This is a genomic window from Kitasatospora sp. Xyl93, assembly GCF_055383135.1.
Genome location: NZ_AP029185.1, coordinates 3,332,793 through 3,348,793 on the forward strand (window position 1 = coordinate 3,332,793; position 16,001 = coordinate 3,348,793).

At 74.0% G+C, this 16,001-nt stretch carries 17 protein-coding genes; 11 read left to right on the forward strand and 6 right to left on the reverse strand.

The window, feature by feature from the left end; translation table 11 throughout:
- The first annotated feature begins 40 nt into the window (after nucleotides 1-40).
- The 5 genes from deoC (at nucleotide 41) to ACZ5GH_RS14750 (ending at nucleotide 4,774) form a co-directional block, all read left to right on the forward strand.
- The gene (gene deoC, locus ACZ5GH_RS14730; protein WP_464334462.1) at nucleotides 41-1,027 is read left to right on the forward strand and encodes a deoxyribose-phosphate aldolase; all 987 of its coding nucleotides are present in this window, start codon (nucleotides 41-43) and stop codon (nucleotides 1,025-1,027) included.
- A 5-nt stretch (nucleotides 1,028-1,032) separates the two neighbouring features.
- Entirely contained in the window at nucleotides 1,033-2,529 is a 1,497-nt protein-coding gene (locus tag ACZ5GH_RS14735; RefSeq protein WP_387756523.1) for an aldehyde dehydrogenase family protein, read from the forward strand.
- A complete protein-coding gene (locus ACZ5GH_RS14740) occupies nucleotides 2,522-3,424 on the forward strand; it encodes an aldehyde dehydrogenase family protein (RefSeq protein ID WP_387756521.1) in 903 nt (300 codons plus the stop codon). The genes ACZ5GH_RS14735 and ACZ5GH_RS14740 overlap by 8 nt, the downstream gene beginning before the upstream one ends.
- 247 nt (nucleotides 3,425-3,671) lie before the next feature.
- Complete coding sequence (locus tag ACZ5GH_RS14745) at nucleotides 3,672-4,073, forward strand: hypothetical protein (RefSeq protein WP_464334463.1); 402 nt, start codon at nucleotides 3,672-3,674, stop codon at nucleotides 4,071-4,073.
- 62 nt (nucleotides 4,074-4,135) lie between these two features.
- Complete coding sequence (locus ACZ5GH_RS14750) at nucleotides 4,136-4,774, forward strand: ATP-binding protein (RefSeq protein ID WP_387756517.1); 639 nt, start codon at nucleotides 4,136-4,138, stop codon at nucleotides 4,772-4,774.
- Nucleotides 4,775-5,007: 233 nt separating this feature from the next.
- Here the strand turns inward: ACZ5GH_RS14750 and ACZ5GH_RS14755 are convergent, their stop codons facing one another.
- Nucleotides 5,008-5,670: a SigE family RNA polymerase sigma factor gene (locus ACZ5GH_RS14755; protein WP_464336830.1), complete on the reverse strand. Its 663-nt coding sequence runs from the start codon at nucleotides 5,668-5,670 to the stop codon at nucleotides 5,008-5,010.
- Between the two features lie 590 nt (nucleotides 5,671-6,260).
- Between ACZ5GH_RS14755 and ACZ5GH_RS14760 the strand changes: the two genes are divergently transcribed.
- The 4 genes from ACZ5GH_RS14760 (at nucleotide 6,261) to ACZ5GH_RS14775 (ending at nucleotide 9,637) form a co-directional block, all read left to right on the forward strand.
- Nucleotides 6,261-6,938, forward strand: coding sequence for a response regulator transcription factor (locus tag ACZ5GH_RS14760; protein ID WP_030257458.1), 678 nt, complete (start codon nucleotides 6,261-6,263; stop codon nucleotides 6,936-6,938).
- A 63-nt stretch (nucleotides 6,939-7,001) separates the two neighbouring features.
- Complete coding sequence (locus ACZ5GH_RS14765) at nucleotides 7,002-8,546, forward strand: ATP-binding protein (RefSeq protein ID WP_387756515.1); 1,545 nt, start codon at nucleotides 7,002-7,004, stop codon at nucleotides 8,544-8,546.
- Complete coding sequence (locus ACZ5GH_RS14770) at nucleotides 8,543-8,875, forward strand: hypothetical protein (RefSeq protein WP_387756513.1); 333 nt, start codon at nucleotides 8,543-8,545, stop codon at nucleotides 8,873-8,875. Before ACZ5GH_RS14765 ends, ACZ5GH_RS14770 begins: the two co-directional genes overlap by 4 nt.
- Before the next feature lie 99 nt (nucleotides 8,876-8,974).
- Complete coding sequence (locus ACZ5GH_RS14775; RefSeq protein WP_387756511.1) at nucleotides 8,975-9,637, forward strand: VanZ family protein; 663 nt, start codon at nucleotides 8,975-8,977, stop codon at nucleotides 9,635-9,637.
- On the opposite strand, the gene ACZ5GH_RS14780 is transcribed toward ACZ5GH_RS14775, so the two are convergent.
- Nucleotides 9,607-10,284: a PhzF family phenazine biosynthesis protein gene (locus tag ACZ5GH_RS14780; protein ID WP_464334464.1), complete on the reverse strand. Its 678-nt coding sequence runs from the start codon at nucleotides 10,282-10,284 to the stop codon at nucleotides 9,607-9,609. The two genes, ACZ5GH_RS14775 and ACZ5GH_RS14780, sit on opposite strands and share 31 nt — an antisense overlap.
- Before the next feature lie 147 nt (nucleotides 10,285-10,431).
- On the opposite strand from ACZ5GH_RS14780, the gene ACZ5GH_RS14785 reads away from it, so the two are divergent.
- Nucleotides 10,432-11,028 carry a hypothetical protein gene (locus tag ACZ5GH_RS14785; protein WP_387756507.1) on the forward strand — a complete coding sequence of 199 codons (597 nt, stop codon included), beginning with the start codon at nucleotides 10,432-10,434 and terminating at the stop codon, nucleotides 11,026-11,028.
- 88 nt (nucleotides 11,029-11,116) lie between these two features.
- Here ACZ5GH_RS14785 and ACZ5GH_RS14790 read toward each other — a convergent pair whose 3' ends face one another.
- On the reverse strand, nucleotides 11,117-12,502 hold the full coding sequence (locus tag ACZ5GH_RS14790) for a hypothetical protein (protein ID WP_464334465.1): 1,386 nt from the start codon (nucleotides 12,500-12,502) through the stop codon (nucleotides 11,117-11,119).
- A 348-nt stretch (nucleotides 12,503-12,850) separates the two neighbouring features.
- Here ACZ5GH_RS14790 and ACZ5GH_RS14795 point away from each other — a divergent pair, with 348 nt between their 5' ends.
- A complete protein-coding gene (locus ACZ5GH_RS14795; protein ID WP_355267409.1) occupies nucleotides 12,851-13,036 on the forward strand; it encodes a PspC domain-containing protein in 186 nt (61 codons plus the stop codon).
- Nucleotides 13,037-13,125: 89 nt separating this feature from the next.
- Here ACZ5GH_RS14795 and ACZ5GH_RS14800 read toward each other — a convergent pair whose 3' ends face one another.
- From ACZ5GH_RS14800 to ACZ5GH_RS14810, 3 genes are all read right to left on the reverse strand, one after another.
- Nucleotides 13,126-13,488, reverse strand: a complete 363-nt coding sequence (locus ACZ5GH_RS14800; protein WP_387756503.1) for a hypothetical protein — start codon at nucleotides 13,486-13,488, stop codon at nucleotides 13,126-13,128.
- A gap of 229 nt (nucleotides 13,489-13,717) precedes the next feature.
- Nucleotides 13,718-14,875 (reverse strand): adenosine deaminase, encoded by a 1,158-nt coding sequence (locus ACZ5GH_RS14805; protein WP_387756501.1) that lies wholly within the window; start codon nucleotides 14,873-14,875, stop codon nucleotides 13,718-13,720.
- Nucleotides 14,876-15,005: 130 nt separating this feature from the next.
- Nucleotides 15,006-15,974: a LysR family transcriptional regulator gene (locus ACZ5GH_RS14810; protein ID WP_387756499.1), complete on the reverse strand. Its 969-nt coding sequence runs from the start codon at nucleotides 15,972-15,974 to the stop codon at nucleotides 15,006-15,008.
- Between the last annotated feature and the right edge of the window lie 27 nt (nucleotides 15,975-16,001).

Sequence of the window (16,001 nt, forward strand, 5' to 3'; positions counted from 1 at the left end):
AGCGGTCGACTACGCGCGTAGATATGCTGGTCTGGTGACTATGTCCACTGTTGCAGCCAATGCCCCCGGCGTTGCGGGCAGCGGCCTTCAGGACGTTGCGGCGTCCGAGGCCTCGCTCCGCCGCTTCCTGCACGGCCTGCCCGGCGTCGACCAGGTCGGCCTGGAGGCGCGCGCCGCCGCTCTCGGTACCCGCTCGATCAAGACCACGGCGAAGGCGTACGCCATCGACCTGGCGATCTCGATGATCGACCTGACCACGCTGGAGGGCGCGGACACGGTCGGCAAGGTGCGCGCGCTGTGCGCCAAGGGCAGGACCCCCGACCCGACCGACCCGACCACCCCCCGCGTCGCCGCCATCTGCGTCTACCCGGACATGGTCGCCACCGCCAAGGACGCCCTGAAGGGCACCGGCATCCAGGTCGCCTCGGTCGCCACCGCCTTCCCGGCCGGCCGCGCCGCCCTGCCGGTCAAGCTCGCCGACACCGCCGACGCGGTGGCCGCGGGCGCCGACGAGATCGACATGGTGATCGACCGCGGCGCCTTCCTCTCCGGCCGCTACCTCGACGTCTTCAACGAGATCGTCGCCGTCAAGGAGGCGTGCAAGCGCCCCGACGGCAGCTCCGCCCACCTCAAGGTGATCTTCGAGACCGGCGAGCTCCAGACCTACGACAACGTCCGCCGGGTCTCCTGGCTGGCGATGCTGGCCGGCGCCGACTTCATCAAGACCTCCACCGGCAAGGTCGCCGTCAACGCGACCCCGCCGGTCACCCTGCTGATGCTGGAGGCGGTCCGCGACTTCCGCGCGGCCACCGGCGTCCAGGTCGGCGTCAAGCCCGCCGGCGGGATCCGCACCACCAAGGACGCCATGAAGTACCTGGTGATGGTCAACGAGACCCTCGGCGACGACTGGCTGACCCCGCACTGGTTCCGCTTCGGCGCCTCCAGCCTGCTCAACGACCTGCTGATGCAGCGCCAGAAGCTGGCCACCGGCCGCTACTCCGGCCCCGACTACGTGACGGTGGACTGATCACCATGGCCAAGAAGAAGAACACCGAGGAGCCCGTGGCCGAGCCCGCCGGCGGCCTCTTCGCCTACGCCCCGGCCCCGGAGTCCCCGGCCGCCGCGGGTGACATCGCCACCTCCTACGGCCACTTCATCGGCGGCGAGTTCGTCGACTCCTCCGGCAACGAGGCCCTGAAGACGGTCAACCCGGCCACCGAGCAGGTGCTCGCCGAGTTCGCCCAGGGCACCGAGCAGGACGTGGACCGCGCGGTCGCCGCCGCCCGCAAGGCCTTCGCCGACTGGTCGGCGCTGCCCGGCAGCGAGCGCGCCAAGTACCTGTTCCGGATCGCCCGGATCATCCAGGAGCGCAGCCGCGAGCTGGCCGTGCTGGAGTCGATCGACAACGGCAAGCCGATCCGCGAGACCCGCGACGTCGACCTGCCGCTGGTCGCCGCGCACTTCTTCTACTACGCGGGCTGGGCGGACAAGCTGGACTTCGCCGGCTTCGGCCCGAACCCGAAGCCGCTGGGCGTGGCCGGCCAGGTCATCCCGTGGAACTTCCCGCTGCTGATGCTGGCATGGAAGATCGCGCCCGCGCTGGCGACCGGCAACACGGTCGTCCTGAAGCCGGCCGAGACCACCCCGCTGACCGCGCTGCGCTTCGCCGAGATCTGCCGCCAGGCCGGTCTGCCGAAGGGCGTCGTCAACATCGTCACCGGTGACGGCCGCACCGGCGCCGCGCTGACCTCCCACCCGGACGTCAACAAGGTCGCCTTCACCGGCTCCACCCCGGTCGGCCGGGCCATCGCCAAGCAGCTGGCCGGCACCCGCAAGAAGCTCTCGCTGGAGCTGGGCGGCAAGGCCGCGAACATCGTCTTCGACGACGCGCCGATCGACCAGGCGGTCGAGGGCATCGTCAACGGCATCTTCTTCAACCAGGGCCACGTCTGCTGCGCGGGCTCGCGCCTGCTGGTCCAGGAGTCGGTGCAGGACGAGCTGCTGGACGCCCTGAAGCGCCGGATGGCCACCCTGCGGGTCGGCGACCCGCTGGACAAGAACACCGACATCGGCGCCATCAACTCGGCCGAGCAGCTGGCCCGGATCACCGCGCTGACCGACGCCGGCGAGGCCGAGGGCGCCGAGCGCTGGTCGCCCGCGTGCGAACTCCCGGGCACCGGCTTCTGGTTCAAGCCGACCCTGTTCACCGGCGTGAGCCAGGCCCACCGGATCGCCCAGGAGGAGATCTTCGGCCCGGTCCTGTCGGTGCTGACCTTCCGCACCCCCGCCGAGGCGGTCGAGAAGGCCAACAACACCCCGTACGGCCTCTCCGCCGGCATCTGGACGGAGAAGGGCTCGCGCATCCTCTGGATGGCGAACCAGCTCAGGGCCGGCGTGGTCTGGGCCAACACCTTCAACAAGTTCGACCCGACCTCGCCGTTCGGCGGCTACAAGGAGTCGGGCTACGGCCGCGAGGGTGGCCGCCACGGTCTGGAGCCCTACCTGAATGTCGAGGCCCGAGATGTCTGATGTCGCAACGCGTCTTGACGTCCTCAAGACCTACAAGCTGTACGTCGGCGGGAAGTTCCCGCGCTCCGAGAGCGGACGGGTGTACGAGGTGACCGACTCGAAGGGCGAGTGGCTCGCCAACGCCCCGCTGGGCACCCGCAAGGACACCCGCGACGCCGTCCTGGCCGCCCGCAAGGCGGTCAAGGGCTGGGCCGGCACCACCGCGTACAACCGCGGCCAGGTGCTGTACCGGGTGGCCGAGATGCTCCAGGGCCGCCGCGAGCAGTTCGCCGCCGAGGTGTCCGTCTCCGAGGGCGTCGGCCCGAAGAAGGCCGCCGCGCTGGTGGACGCCGCGATCGACCGCTGGGTCTGGTACGCGGGCTGGACCGACAAGGTCGCCCAGATCGCGGGCGGCGCCAACCCGGTCGCCGGGCCGTTCTTCAACCTCTCCACCCCGGAGCCGACCGGCGTGGTCGGGATCGTCGCCCCGCAGGCCGGGTACGGGCACTCGCTGCTCGGCCTGGTCTCGGTGATCGCCCCGGCGATCGCCACCGGCAACACGGTCGTGGTCGCGGCCGCCGCGGACGCCCCGCTGCCCGCGCTGTCGCTGGGCGAGGTGCTGGCCACCTCGGACGTCCCGGGCGGCGTGGTCAACATCATCTCGGGCCGGACCGCGGACATCGCCCCCACCCTGGCCTCGCACCAGGACGTCAACGCGCTGGACCTCACCGGGGCGATCGCCTCCGACGGCCCCGGCGCGCCGCAGGCGCTGGAGGCGGCCGCCGCGGATACCCTGAAGAGGGTGGTCCGTCCGGTGCTGGACCCGTTCGCCCAGGACTGGACCAATGCGCCCGGTACGGACCGGCTACTCTCGTTCCTGGAGACGAAGACGGTCTGGCACCCGATGGGGATCTGACCTCGTCGCTCCGAGCGAACAACTCCACAGACTGGCCGTCCCCAGTGCCCTCACCCCCCCAGGGCCCGGACGGTCATTGGACGGACCCGCGCCTCTCCCCCCCTGGCGCGGGTCCGTCGCCGTTCCGGCCGCCCGCCGCCGGCGTTCCGGCGACTTTCGTCACTGCCCACCGCCGACTTTCGACGCTCCCGCACACCCCTGCGGCCGGGCCAGAATCACCGGAGACGGAAACGATCGAGGGGGACGGATGGGCGAGTTCATCGGCGAGCTGATGGCACTGTTCGCGGACGGCTTCTACCGCCGGTGGCACGTGGCCCGCACCACGCGGCGGCTGGCCGCCGGCCGCCCGGTCCGGGTGCCCTGCTCGGCCCGGTCCGAGCGACAGGCCGGGTACACCAACGGCACCCTCCACATCACGCCCGGCGCCGACAGCGTGGCCCTGGTCTCCCGCGACGACGGACGCCTCGACCTGCCCGCCGGGGGCACCTTCCACGAGCCCGAGCCCGACACCTGGCACAGCCAGGACTGGGCCGCCACCGGCTACCTGCCGCCCGGCACCGGGGAACTGGTCTACCTCCAGGTGGACAGCCGCTACCTGCCGATGGTGCACGTCGCCCTCGCCGACCCGCGGTCGCAGCGGACCGCCTGACGGCAGAAGACCCGTGCCGACCGGTTTCGGCAACCGGCCGGGATGCGTCAGACTGGTGTCCCGTGAGTGACTCCCCCATGAACCCCGCACCGGCCGCGCACGCCCGGGTGATCCTGCTCTCCGGGCCCTCCGGGTCGGGGAAGTCCTCGCTCGCCGAGCGCAGCGGCCTGCCGGTGCTCCAGCTCGACGACTTCTACAAGGACGGGGACGACCCGACCCTGCCGCGGCTGCCGGACGGCGCCGTCGACTGGGACTCCCCGCTGGCCTGGCACCGCGACCAGGCCGTCGCCGCGATCCGCGCCCTGCACGAGCACGGCCGCGCGGACGTCCCGGTGTACTCGATCCCGGACAACGGCCGGGTCGGCACCCGCGGCCTGGAGCTGGACGGGGCGGGCGCGTTCATCGCGGAGGGCATCTTCGCCGCCGAGATCACCGCCGAGTGCGCCGGACAGGGCCTGCTCGGCGACGCCCTGTGCCTGCGCAACGGCGCGCTCACCACGGCCTGGCGCCGGCTGCGCCGGGACGTCCGGGAGGGCCGCAAGTCGCTGCCGGTGCTGCTGCGCCGGGGCCTGCGGCTGATGCGGGCCGAGCGGTCCATCGTCGGCCGGCAGGTCGCGCTCGGCTCGTACGCGTGCGCCGGCCCGGAGGCCGAGCGGCGGATCCGCGCCGCGGCCCTGGCCACCGAGCTCTCCGCCGTCTGAGCCGACCGTCGGGGCCGACCGTGGGGGCCCGCGTCCGGGACCGCGCCCGTGTCCGAGACCGGCCCTGCCCTGCCCCGCCCTGCCCACGGCACGACGAAGGCCCGGTGCGTCTCCCCCGCACCGGGCCGTCGCCTTCCCCGAACGGTCCTCGGCTCCCCCACGGGCATGCTCCCCCGAGCCGCTGCCCCCGGACCGTGACCGTCCGCTTCCCGTCCCCCGACGGGAGTCCTCTGTTACGCGACCAGCTCGCCGAACGCCCGGACGGTGTCGCCGGACTTGTTCAGGTGCTCGTCCTCGCGCAGCCGGCGCAGGGCGCGCCAGATGCTGCTCTTGACCGTGCCGACGCTGATCCCCAGCACGTCGGCGATCTCCGGGTCGGTCTTGCCCTCGTAGTACCGCAGCACCAGCATGGTGCGCTGGTTCTCCGGCAGCTTCGCCAGCGCCTGCCAGAGCACGGTGCGCAGCTCGGTGCCGCCCATCGCGTCGGTGTCGCCGGCCGTCTCCGGCAGCTCCTCGGTCGGGTACTCGTTGACCTTGCGGCGCCGCCAGGCGGAGATGTGCAGGTTGGTCATGGTGCGGCGGAGGTACCCGCCGACCGCGGCCTTGTCGGTGATCCGGCCCCAGGCCCGGTACGTGCTGAAGAGCGCGCTCTGCAGCAGGTCCTCGGCCTCGTAGCGGTCACCGGTCAGGTGGTAGGCCGTGGCGTACAGGGAGGCGCGGCGCTCGCGCACGTACGCGGTGAACTCCGTGATGTGGTCCTCCGCGACGGCCGAGTGCTCCCCCTGCGCGCCTCCCTGTCCCGCCTCGGTGGTGCGGGCCGCCGCGGGGTTCAACCGCAGCAGCGTCGCACCGGCGGCCTCGCGACCGGTCGGCTCCCCCGAACCGACCGTCCGCAGACCGTTCCCCCCGGTCCCCCGGTTGCCCCCCGGGGCGTCCTTGCCCTCGACGCGGACGGGGAGGATCCCCCGCAGCGTGAGGGTGTTGGCGGAGTCGACCGAACTCCCCAGACGGCCGATCCCGTACAGCTCCCCCGTCCTGCCGCCGCCGCTCACCCGGCGGGCGACAGGGTTTCCACCGGTGCTGTGCGCGCACCCCCGCACGGTCACGGCACCGGAGTTCTCGTCGGTCCTGACCTCGTACCGGGTCCGGTGGGACGCGGCTGACGAACGCGCGGTGCGGACAGCCGGGTTGGTCCGGGTCTGAAGCATGGCGTTCATCGTGCGCCCCCTGGGTCGGTACGAGCGGTTCCGGTAGCCGCCCTCCAGCCGGCCTTGCGGCCCGCTGTCCTGCGGCGACATGGAAAATCCTGCCCGCCGGTTGTGATGGCGCTGTCCGCCGACTGTCACAGGGGTGTCACAGGAGCGGGTCGAACGTCCCGGTCCGCCTCCCTCCGTAGCGGACGCCGGTGGCGCCCGTTCCGGTTCCCGGGGGGCCGGTGATCGGTCCGGGGGGTGATTCGGGGCTGCGGGTGGGCCAAAATGGGGCCGTGCCTTTCCTCCTACTGATCGAGGACGACGACGCCATCCGGACCGGCCTCGAACTCGCTCTCACCCGCCAGGGCCACCGCGTGGCCACCGCCGCCTCCGGCGAGGACGGTCTGAGGCTCTTCAAGGAGCAGCGACCCGACCTGATCGTGCTGGACGTGATGCTGCCCGGAATCGACGGCTTCGAAGTCTGCCGCCGGATCCGCCGCACCGACCAGCTGCCGATCATCCTGCTGACCGCCCGCTCCGACGACATCGACGTGGTGGTGGGTCTGGAGTCCGGAGCCGACGACTACGTGGTGAAGCCGGTCCAGCCCCGCGTGCTGGACGCCCGGATCCGCGCGGTGCTGCGGCGCGGCGAGCGGGAGAGCTCGGACTCCTCGGCCTACGGCAGCGTGGTGATCGACCGCGCGGCGATGACCGTCACCAAGGACGGACAGGACCTCCAGCTCACCCCGACCGAGCTGCGGCTGCTGCTGGAGCTCAGCCGCCGCCCCGGCCAGGCGCTCTCCCGCCAGCAGCTGCTGCGGCTGGTCTGGGAGCACGACTACCTCGGCGACTCCCGGCTGGTGGACGCCTGCGTGCAGCGGCTGCGGGCCAAGGTCGAGGACGTGCCGTCCGCGCCGACGCTGATCCGCACCGTCCGGGGGGTGGGCTACCGGCTGGACCCGCCGGCCTGATCCCGAACGCCTCCCGACCAGCCCCCACCCGTCCCCTGAACTCCCGTATCACGACAGGCTCTTGTGACTGACCATCAGACGACTGCCCGGCGGTTCTCGACGGGCCGGTGGCGTCGGCTGCGCTCCCTGCGGGTGCGGCTGATCGCGGTGTTCGCGGCCGTCGCGCTGCTCGCCGCCGTCTCGGCCTCCGGCATCGCGTACTGGCTGAACCGCGACGCGGTGCTCAAGCGCGCCCAGGACACCGCGCTGAACGACTTCCGGGTGTCGCTCACCCGCAACGTCTCCGAGCTGCCGCTGAACGCGAGCTGCCCGGAGCTGGCCTCGCTGGCGTCCACCGTGGCCAGCTCCGGCCTGACCTACGACGTGGTGGTGGTCGACCCGGCGCACCCGGAGTGCACGGCCTCCTCCGACCCGGCGAACTTCACGCTCGCCGACGTCCCGACCGCCCTGCAGGCCACCGTCGCCAGGCCGCGCGAGGTCACCGAGAACAACCCGTTCCCGTACCACCTGTACTGGCAGCGGCAGAACCTGGAGGGCCGGCCGTTCGTGATCGGCGGCACCAAGGTGGTGCCGAGCGGCCCGACGGCGTACATGTTCAAGTCGCTGGAGAACGAGCGGGCCGACCTCAACACGCTGGGCTGGTCGCTGGCCATCGCCACGCTGCTCGCGCTGATCGGCTCGGCGCTGCTCGCCCAGGCCGCCTCGGCGACCGTGCTGCGGCCGGTCAAGCGGCTCGGGGACGCCGCCCGGCGGCTCGGCGAGGGGCGCCTGGACACCCGGCTGGAGGTCGAGGGCTCGGACGAACTCGCCGACCTGGCGAGGACGTTCAACCGGGCCGCGGAGTCCCTGCACGAGCAGGTCGAGGAGCTGAGCGCGCGCGAGGCGCAGAGCCGGCGGTTCGTCGCCGACATGTCGCACGAGCTGCGCACCCCGCTGACCGCGATGACCGCCGTGACCGACATCCTGGAGGACGAGGCCGAGTCGCTGGACCCGATGATCGAGCCGGCCGTCCGGCTCGTGGTCAGCGAGACCCGGCGGCTGTCCGACCTGGTGGAGAACCTGATGGAGGTGACCCGCTTCGACGCCGGCACCGCCAAGCTGGTCGCCGACGAGGTGGACGTCGCCGACCTGATCATGTCCTGCATCGACGGGCGGGCCTGGTACGACGCGGTCGAACTGGACGCCCCGCGCGGCATCCTGGCGGTGGTCGACCCGCGCCGGCTCGACGTGGTCTTCGCCAACCTGATCGGCAACGCGCTGAAGCACGGCGGCTCGCCGGTGCGGGTGAAGGTCCGGCAGGACGGGGAGTCGGTCGTGGTCGAGGTCTCCGACAGCGGGCCGGGCATCCCGGAGGACGTGCTGCCGCACGTCTTCGACCGGTTCTACAAGGCGGACCGGGGGCGGGCGCGCTCGGAGGGCAGCGGTCTCGGCCTGTCGATCGCGATGGCCAACGCGCAGATACACGGGGGGACGATCACGGCGGCGAACGGGGAGGTCGGCGCGGTGTTCACCCTGACCCTGCCGCTGGCCCCGCCGCCTCCGCCGTCCGCGGGCGGGGCCGAGGGCGGCCCCGCCGGCGACGCCGCCGAGGACAAGGACGCCACGTGACCCCCCGCACCGACACCGCCGTCCCCCGCACCGTCCTGCGCCGCGGCGCGGGCGTGCTGCTGCTGCTCGCGCTGGCCTCCGGCTGCGGCATCCGGCCGACCGCCGTACCGGTCGACGCCGGCGCGCCCGCCAGCCGGACGGCCTGCCCGACCACCCCGCACATACCGCCGGCCCTGGCCACCCCGCCGGGACCGGCCCCGACCACGACGCCGGCCCGCGGCGGCAAGGCGGCCGCGAGCCCGAGCCCGTCGCCCACCCCGGTGGCGCCGGGCAGTCCGCCGCCGGACAACGTGTTCGGCGCGGTGCCGACGGCCTCGCCCTGCAAGTAGGCCGCCGGGAAGGGGGCGGGAAGGGCGGCGGGGGGCGCGTCCTGGAATGTTCACGCCCGGCGTGGAACCGACGTGGCGTCGGCCCACGTCCTTCCCCCCGTGCAGCGAGATGGCACCAGGACACGCGACGAGCGTTCCGGCGCGGGGACCGAGAGCAGCCCGGCGGCGGCCGTCCACCGTCCCCTGCGGTTGGCCGGGCTGGCGGGCCTCACCGGCCACCTGGCGCTGGTGCTCTGGCTGGTCCTGAGACCGCTGCCGGTGGCCTGGGTGTACGACGCCAACCTGACGCCGCTCGCCTCGCTCCGCTCCTCCAGCGCCTGGCAGGTGCTCGGCGAGCTCCTGCTGCTGGCCCCGCTCGGCGTCCTGCTGCCGCTGGCCGGCGGCCGGCTCCGGGCCCCCTGGCTGCCGTCCTTCCTGCGCACCACCGGCGTCTCCGCGCTGCTGGCGACCGCGCTGGAGTTCCTCTCCTCCTGGGCTCCCGGGCACGTCCTCAACGTGGACCACATCCTGTTCGCCGCGGCCGGCGTGGCCGTCGCCCACCTCGCGCTCGTCCCCGGCCTGCGGCTCCTGCTGCGGGACCGGCGGCCCCGGGCGCCCCGGCGGGCGGTGCGCTCCGTGCCGCCGGTACCCACCGCCGGCTCCGTCCCGGCCGTCGGCTCCATCGCCGCCGTCGCGGCCGTCGCCTCCGTCACGGCCGTCACGGCCGTCGCACCCGCCGCCCGGCGGCGGGCCTACGCCGAGCCGACGCCGCCGACCGGCTGAGGCCCCCGGTCGCGGACCACCCGGCCGCCGACCTCGACCAGCCCGCCCGGGCGCGGACCGGCCAGCAGCAGCGATCCCCGCCCCTGGGTGACGGTCAGCGCCCGGCCGAGGCTCGCGGCCAGCAGCAGCGCGGCCGCGCCGGTGGCCTCGTCCTCGTCGATCCCGTCGCCCCGCCCGGGGAAGGCCCGGGCCCGTACGGTGCCGGCCGCCTCGTCCTGCCAGGCCCAGGCGTAGACCCACTCCCCCGGCGGCGGCACCTCCAGCGTCTCCACCTCGGCCGCCGAACCGTACTGCCGCAGCGTGCGCCCCGGGGCCCACTCCGGCCGGGCCGCGATCCGGGTCAGCCCGTCCTCGCGCCGCACCGCCACCTCTCCGGCGGCCGTGACCAGCCGGTCCACCCCGAGCAGCCAGGCGGCGCCCACGCACGGATGGCCGGCGAACGGCAGGCGCACCGACGGGGTGTAGATGTCGATCTCGCCGCGCTCCGGATCGTCGACGAACACCGTCTCGCTGAAGCCGAGTCCGCGTGCGATCCGCTGCCGGTCCGCGCGCTCCGGCACGGCGGCGCCGTCGCGCACCACACCGAGCGCGTTCCCCTGGCTCCCGTCGGGCCCGCAAAAGACCCGCAGCACCTCAAACTCCGTCATTTCCCACCTCGTCGACTTCCGCTGCGGCACAGCGCAATGACACCGTGACGCAAAGGCGGAGACGGATGTCGGCCGCCTCCAGTACTGTGCGCTCTCGTCCCCGAACGGTGCCCGCCGTTTTCGTCTTCCCCTTCCCAGGAAATCTCCTTGAACAATCTCGACTTCAACGCCGAACCGCTTTTCTCCTGGTACGTCGTCGCACTGGCGGTCAGCGGCGTCATCATGGTGGTCCTCGGGGCCGTCGCCGGCGGGATGAAGGTCGGCCTGCGCATCCTCAACGTCGTCATCGGCCTCGCGTTCCTGGGGTACGCCTACTACCTGGCGTTCGTCTTCGAGGGCGGCACGTACACCATCTTCTTCAAGGTGTTCATCCTGCCGGTCCTGATGATCGTCGCCTCGGTGAAGGCGCTGGTCGAGCGCGGCAACGCCAAGCAGCAGCAGGCCGCCCAGGCGGCCGCCGCGTTCAACCCGAACGCGCCGTTCAACCCCAACGCCCCGCAGGCGCCGTTCAACCCCAACGCCGCCCAGGCCCCGCAGGCGCCGTTCAACCCCAACGCCCCGCAGGCGCCGTACGCCCCGCAGCCGGGCGCTCCCGTCCCGCCGCCGGCCGGTGCCCCCGTCCCGCCGGTCGCTCCGCCGGCCCCGCCGCAGGGCGCCGCACCGTACCAGCCGGGTCTCCCGCCGCAGCCGGTCGCGGACAACCCGTACGCGCAGCCGCAGCCGCCGCAGCACCCGGTCGGCTGACCGCGCCGTACGGCCGTCACGGAACCGACCGAGGCCCGTCCGACCCCGCCACCCGGCGGGGACGGGCGGGCCTCGCCGTCCTCCGGGGTCAGTTCCCGGCGCCGCGCCGCACGCGGTCGCGGCGCCGCGCCACCACCAGGGTGCCGACGCCGAGGGCGATCGCGGCCGCACCGGTGACCGCCATCGGCTCCGCCGCCGTCCCGCCACCGGTGGAGGCCAGCCGGGGGTCGGCGGCCGGGGCCGCGACGGCGGCCGTCCGCACGCCGCCCACCGCCGGGCTCGGCACCCCCGAGGAGGCCGTCGCGGGGCCGACCGGGGCGGTGGGCGACTCCGCCGCCTCCGGGGCCGGGTCGGGGTCCGGGACGGCGCGAGCGGGCACCGCGGTGGCGCGCGTCGCGGGCACGGTGATGAAGTCGGCCGCCGGGCCGTCCGCCTCGGCCGCGCTCTCGCCCGGCTCCGGCAGGGTGCCCGAGACGGCGACCAGGGACTCGAAGAGGATCGGCGCGTCCTTGGTGAAGGCCAGCCGGAGGTCGACGGTGCGGCTCTCGCCCTTCGCCAGCGCGACGACGTCGGCGTTCCGATCCCCGGTCCGCAGCCCGAAGTACAGCCAGGTCGGGTGCTCCGGGCTGCCGCCCGGGGTGGCTTCCCGCCACTGGCCGTCGGCGGTGCGGAACTCCAACACGACGGTCTGCGGGGGGAGTTCGTCCACCCCCTGGAACACCACCGCGGGCACCACCCGCAAGCCCCGGCCGCTCCGGTTGGTGAGGACCAGCCGGAACGGCTTCGCCTCCCCGCCCACCGTGAACGCGGTCGGCACACCGTCGAACCCGACCCGGGCGGTGGCCGCCGGGGCGGCCGGCGTGGCGCTCGGTGGGGTGCTCGGCGCCGCCGCCGGGGCGATGAGCAGGTCCGGGTAGCCGCTGCCCGCCTCGGCGGCGCGCTGCTCCGGCGGCAGGGCCGGGTCCGAGACCACGGAGTTGAAGCCCGGCGCCACCCGCCCGGCCGGGGCGTCGGCGGTGACGGTGAGCCGCAGCCGGTAGCCCGCCTCGGCACCGGCAGGCAGCGACAGCACGGCGGGCTGGTCGAGCGTCCAGAAGGCGCCGACGCCCCCCGCGCTCACCCTGGCGTCCAGCCACTGGGTGCCGCCGGGCGGCCGGTACTCCAGCCGGAAGTGGCCCTGCCCGGCGCCGGCGCCGGTGCCGGCGACCACGAAGGCCGAGGAGGGGACGTCCAGCCGGTGGTCGGCGGTGTTCCGGAGCGTCGCGGTGAACTCCACCGGCGCGCCACCGGCCTGGACGGTGCCGGGAAGGCCGCTGAAGGTGATCGTGACCGGCGAGGGGCGGGACTGGGAGCCCGGGGCCGCCGCGACGGCCTCCGGCGCGGCGAGGACGGCCAGGGCCCCGGCGGCGGCCAGGCCGGAGGCCAGCGTGACGGCGGCGGTCGCGGTCAGGAATCTGCGATGCCGAATGTGCAATTCAACCCCACGAGAGAATTCGGGACAGAACCCATCAGGACGTGAAATCGCTTGCACGAGAGGTCGTTTCCACGACGAAGTCGGGCTCTTCCGTCCGCCCCCCGGCCGACCGCGATCGGCAGCATCCTACCGAGCCGCCTCCGGACGTTCGGACGGGCCCGGCCGGACTTCCGGCCCCCGTCCCTCAGGGTCACCCTGAGGAGGACCCCGACATTCGGCTACGCCTCCCCGGTGACCCTTCGGGGCCCGGAATCACCTGCCGGACGGAGGACTGGGGGCGGGTGGCGGCGGAGTATGGAAGCAGCCCGCCGGACCGGCCGGACCGGGCCGCCACCGTACGGAGAAATCATGAGCGCGCGCCTCGCCCGTCCCCGCCACAACCGCGTGATCGCCGGCGTCTGCGCCGGGATCGCCGAACGCTTCGGCCTGACCCCGTGGACCGTCCGGCTGATCTTCCTGCTCTCCTGCCTGCTCCCCGGCCCCCAGTTCCTCCTCTACCTGGCCCTCTGGCTGCTGCTCCCCCAGGAACCGTGAGCCCGGCGGCCCCGCGCACAGAGCGACGGGCCGCCCACTCCCGGGGTCTCCGGGAGTGGGCGGCCCGTCGCCGTGCCGTGGGCTCCGGCTCAGCCGCCCAGGCCCGGGAGCAGGCCGGTCAGCCCGCCGATCGGGGTCTTGTCCAGTCCGGGGATGGACGGGACGGCGGCGCGCTGCTGGGTGACACCGGCCAGCGGGGTGTCACCGGCGGGGACGGCCTTGCCGACGCTCGGGGCGAGGGTGCCCAGGGTGTCGGTCACCTTGCCGGTGGCGGGCAGCTTGCCGGCGGTGTCGGTGACCGCACCGGTCACCGCCGGGTTCGTCAACACGCCGGTGGGCAGCCCGAGGCCGCCGGCCGCCTGGCCGTCAGCCGCGGACGCGGTACCGGCGCCGACCGCCGCGATGGCGATGCCGAGCGCCGCGGTGCCGGCGGCCTTGAGAGCCTGCTTCATGGTTGGTCCCCTTTGGATCCTCGTCGGTGGCCGGGTTCACGCACGGGACCGGCGGACGTGCGACCGCCCGCCGCGACGTGTCGGCAATGACGGGCACACCGTAGTGAGCAGGTCGCGCGGCGACCAAAGGGCGTTCACTCACCCGAGTGACTAGTCGGATGAACACCAACTCCCCTCCAGGAGAGCGGTGTTCATCCGACGGGCGGGGCGGGCACACCGCGCCGGCGGCTCAGTTGCCGCCGACACCCCCGCTGAACAGCCACTCCGCCTTCAGCTCGGCGTAGCCCGGCTTGATCACGTCGTTGATCATCGCCAGCCGCTCGTCGAAGGGCAGGAACGCGGACTTCATCGCGTTCACCGTGAACCACTCCAGGTCGCCCAGGGTGTAGCCGAAGGCGTCCACCACGTGGCCGAACTCCCGGCTCATGCTGGTGCCGCTCATCAGCCGGTTGTCGGTGTTCACGGTGACCCGGAACTTCAGCCGGCTGAGCAGCCCGATCGGGTGCTCGGCGTACGAGGCGGCGGCGCCGGTCTGGATGTTGGAGGTCGGGCACATCTCCAGCGGGACGCGCTTGTCGCGCACGTACGCGGCCAGTCGGCCGAGTTCGACCGTGCCGTCCTCGCCCACCGTGATGTCGTCGACGATCCGCACGCCGTGGCCGAGCCGGTCGGCGCCGCAGCACTGCAGGGCCTCCCAGATCGACGGCAGGCCGAAGGCCTCGCCCGCGTGGATGGTGAAGTGGTTGTTCTCGCCCTTGAGGTAGTCGAAGGCGGCCTGGTGGCGGGTGGGCGGGTAGCCGGCCTCGGCACCGGCGATGTCGAAGCCGACCACGCCGCGGTCCCGGTAGCGGTTGGCCAGTTCGGCGATCTCGGTGGAGCGGGCGGCGTGCCGCATCGCGGTCAGCAGGGTGCCGACGCGGATACGGTGGCCGGCCTCGCGGGCGTTGGCCTCGCCGAGGCGGAAGCCCTCCTGGACGGCCTCGACGACCTCGTCCAGGCTCAGTCCGGCCTCCAGGTGCTGCTCGGGGGCGTAGCGGACCTCGGCGTACACGACGCCGTCGGCGGCCAGGTCCTCGGCGCAGTCCGCGGCGACCTTGACCAGCGCCTCACGGGTCTGCATCACGGCGCAGGTGTGTGCGAAGGTCTCCAGGTAGCGGACCAGCGAGCCGGAGTCGGCGGCCTCGCGGAACCACTCGCCGAGCTCCTTGGGGTCGGTGGTGGGCAGGCCCTGGTAGCCGCAGGCGGCGGCCAGCTCGACCACGGTCTCCGGGCGCAGCCCGCCGTCCAGGTGGTCGTGCAGGAGGACCTTCGGCGCGCGGAGGATCTGGTCGGGGGTGGGGATGCGCGGGCCGGTGCCCGCGGTGGTGACGGGGATCTGCTGTTCCATTGCGGAAATATAGCCCCTACGCGCGTAGACCGACCACCGCGCGCACCGCCGGATGGTCCAAACCCGTCCCGGAATTCCACCGCCCGGTCCATACGATCCGCCAAAGCGCCGCCCGCCCCCGGCGACGGCCTCAGTCGTGGTGCAGCAGCCGCCCGCGCCGGGACAGCACGAAATCCCGGAACGCCCGCGCCGGCGGCGTCAGCGGCCGCCCCGCCGCCCAGGCCAGCCCGACCGCCCGCCGGGTGCGCGGTGCCGTCACCTCCAGCTCCACCACCCCCGGCCGCGCCACCAGGGCCGGCGGCAGCAGCGCCACCCCCAGCCCGGCCGCCACCAGCCCGCGCAGCGTCTCCGCCTCCTCCCCCTCGAACGCCAGCCGCGGGACGAACCCGGCCTGCGCGCAGAAGCCGTCCGTGATCACCCGCAGCCCGTACCCCTGCTCCAGCCCGACGAACGGCTCCTCGGCCACCTCCGCCAGCCGGATCCGCCGCCGCCCGGCCAGCCGGTGGTCCGCCGGGACGACCAGGTGCAGCCGCTGCTCGTCCAGCGGGCGGGCGGCGAACGCCGGGTCGTCCGGCAGCGGCGCGACCAGGCAGAGGTCCAACTCCCCAGCCCGCAGCCGCTCCAGCATCGCCGCGCCGTAGTCCTGCACCAGCTGGAAGCGCACCCGCGGGTGCTCCGCGCGGAAGCCGCGCAGCAGCGCCGGCACCGCGTCCGGCCCCATCGTGTGCAGGAACCCGAAGGCCACCAGGCCCCCCGCCGGGTCCGCCTCCGCCCGGGCCGCCGCCGCACCGCGCTCGACCTCGGCCAGCGCCCGCTCCACCGAGGCCAGCAGCAGCCGACCCGCCCTGGTCAGCCGCACCGTACGGCCCTGCCGGGCCAGCAGGTCCACCCCCAGCTCCTCCTCCAGCCGGGCCACCGCGCGCGACAGCGTCGGCTGCGGCACCCCGAGCAGCGCGGCCGCCCGGGTCACGTGCTCCAGCCGGGCCACCGCGGCGAACTGCGCCAGCCGGGGCGCCAGCAGCACGGCCGGCTCCTCCGGCCCCAACTCGGCCTCCCGGTACCGCTGATCGCCGCCGTCCACCGGTTCCGGACCGGACATCCCGCCACCACCTCGACTCATACGACA

Excerpts from the sequence above, each read along its gene's own strand:
- deoC (WP_464334462.1), top strand. The coding sequence starts at position 41 with ATGTCCACTGTTGCAGCCAATGCCCCCGGCGTTGCGGGCAGCGGCCTT.
- ACZ5GH_RS14735 (WP_387756523.1), top strand. The coding sequence starts at position 1,033 with ATGGCCAAGAAGAAGAACACCGAGGAGCCCGTGGCCGAGCCCGCCGGC.
- ACZ5GH_RS14740 (WP_387756521.1), top strand. The coding sequence starts at position 2,522 with ATGTCTGATGTCGCAACGCGTCTTGACGTCCTCAAGACCTACAAGCTG.
- ACZ5GH_RS14745 (WP_464334463.1), top strand. The coding sequence starts at position 3,672 with ATGGGCGAGTTCATCGGCGAGCTGATGGCACTGTTCGCGGACGGCTTC.
- ACZ5GH_RS14780 (WP_464334464.1), bottom strand. The coding sequence starts at position 10,284 with ATGACGGAGTTTGAGGTGCTGCGGGTCTTTTGCGGGCCCGACGGGAGC.
- ACZ5GH_RS14795 (WP_355267409.1), top strand. The coding sequence starts at position 12,851 with ATGAGCGCGCGCCTCGCCCGTCCCCGCCACAACCGCGTGATCGCCGGC.
- ACZ5GH_RS14800 (WP_387756503.1), bottom strand. The coding sequence starts at position 13,488 with ATGAAGCAGGCTCTCAAGGCCGCCGGCACCGCGGCGCTCGGCATCGCC.
- ACZ5GH_RS14805 (WP_387756501.1), bottom strand. The coding sequence starts at position 14,875 with ATGGAACAGCAGATCCCCGTCACCACCGCGGGCACCGGCCCGCGCATC.
- ACZ5GH_RS14810 (WP_387756499.1), bottom strand. The coding sequence starts at position 15,974 with ATGTCCGGTCCGGAACCGGTGGACGGCGGCGATCAGCGGTACCGGGAG.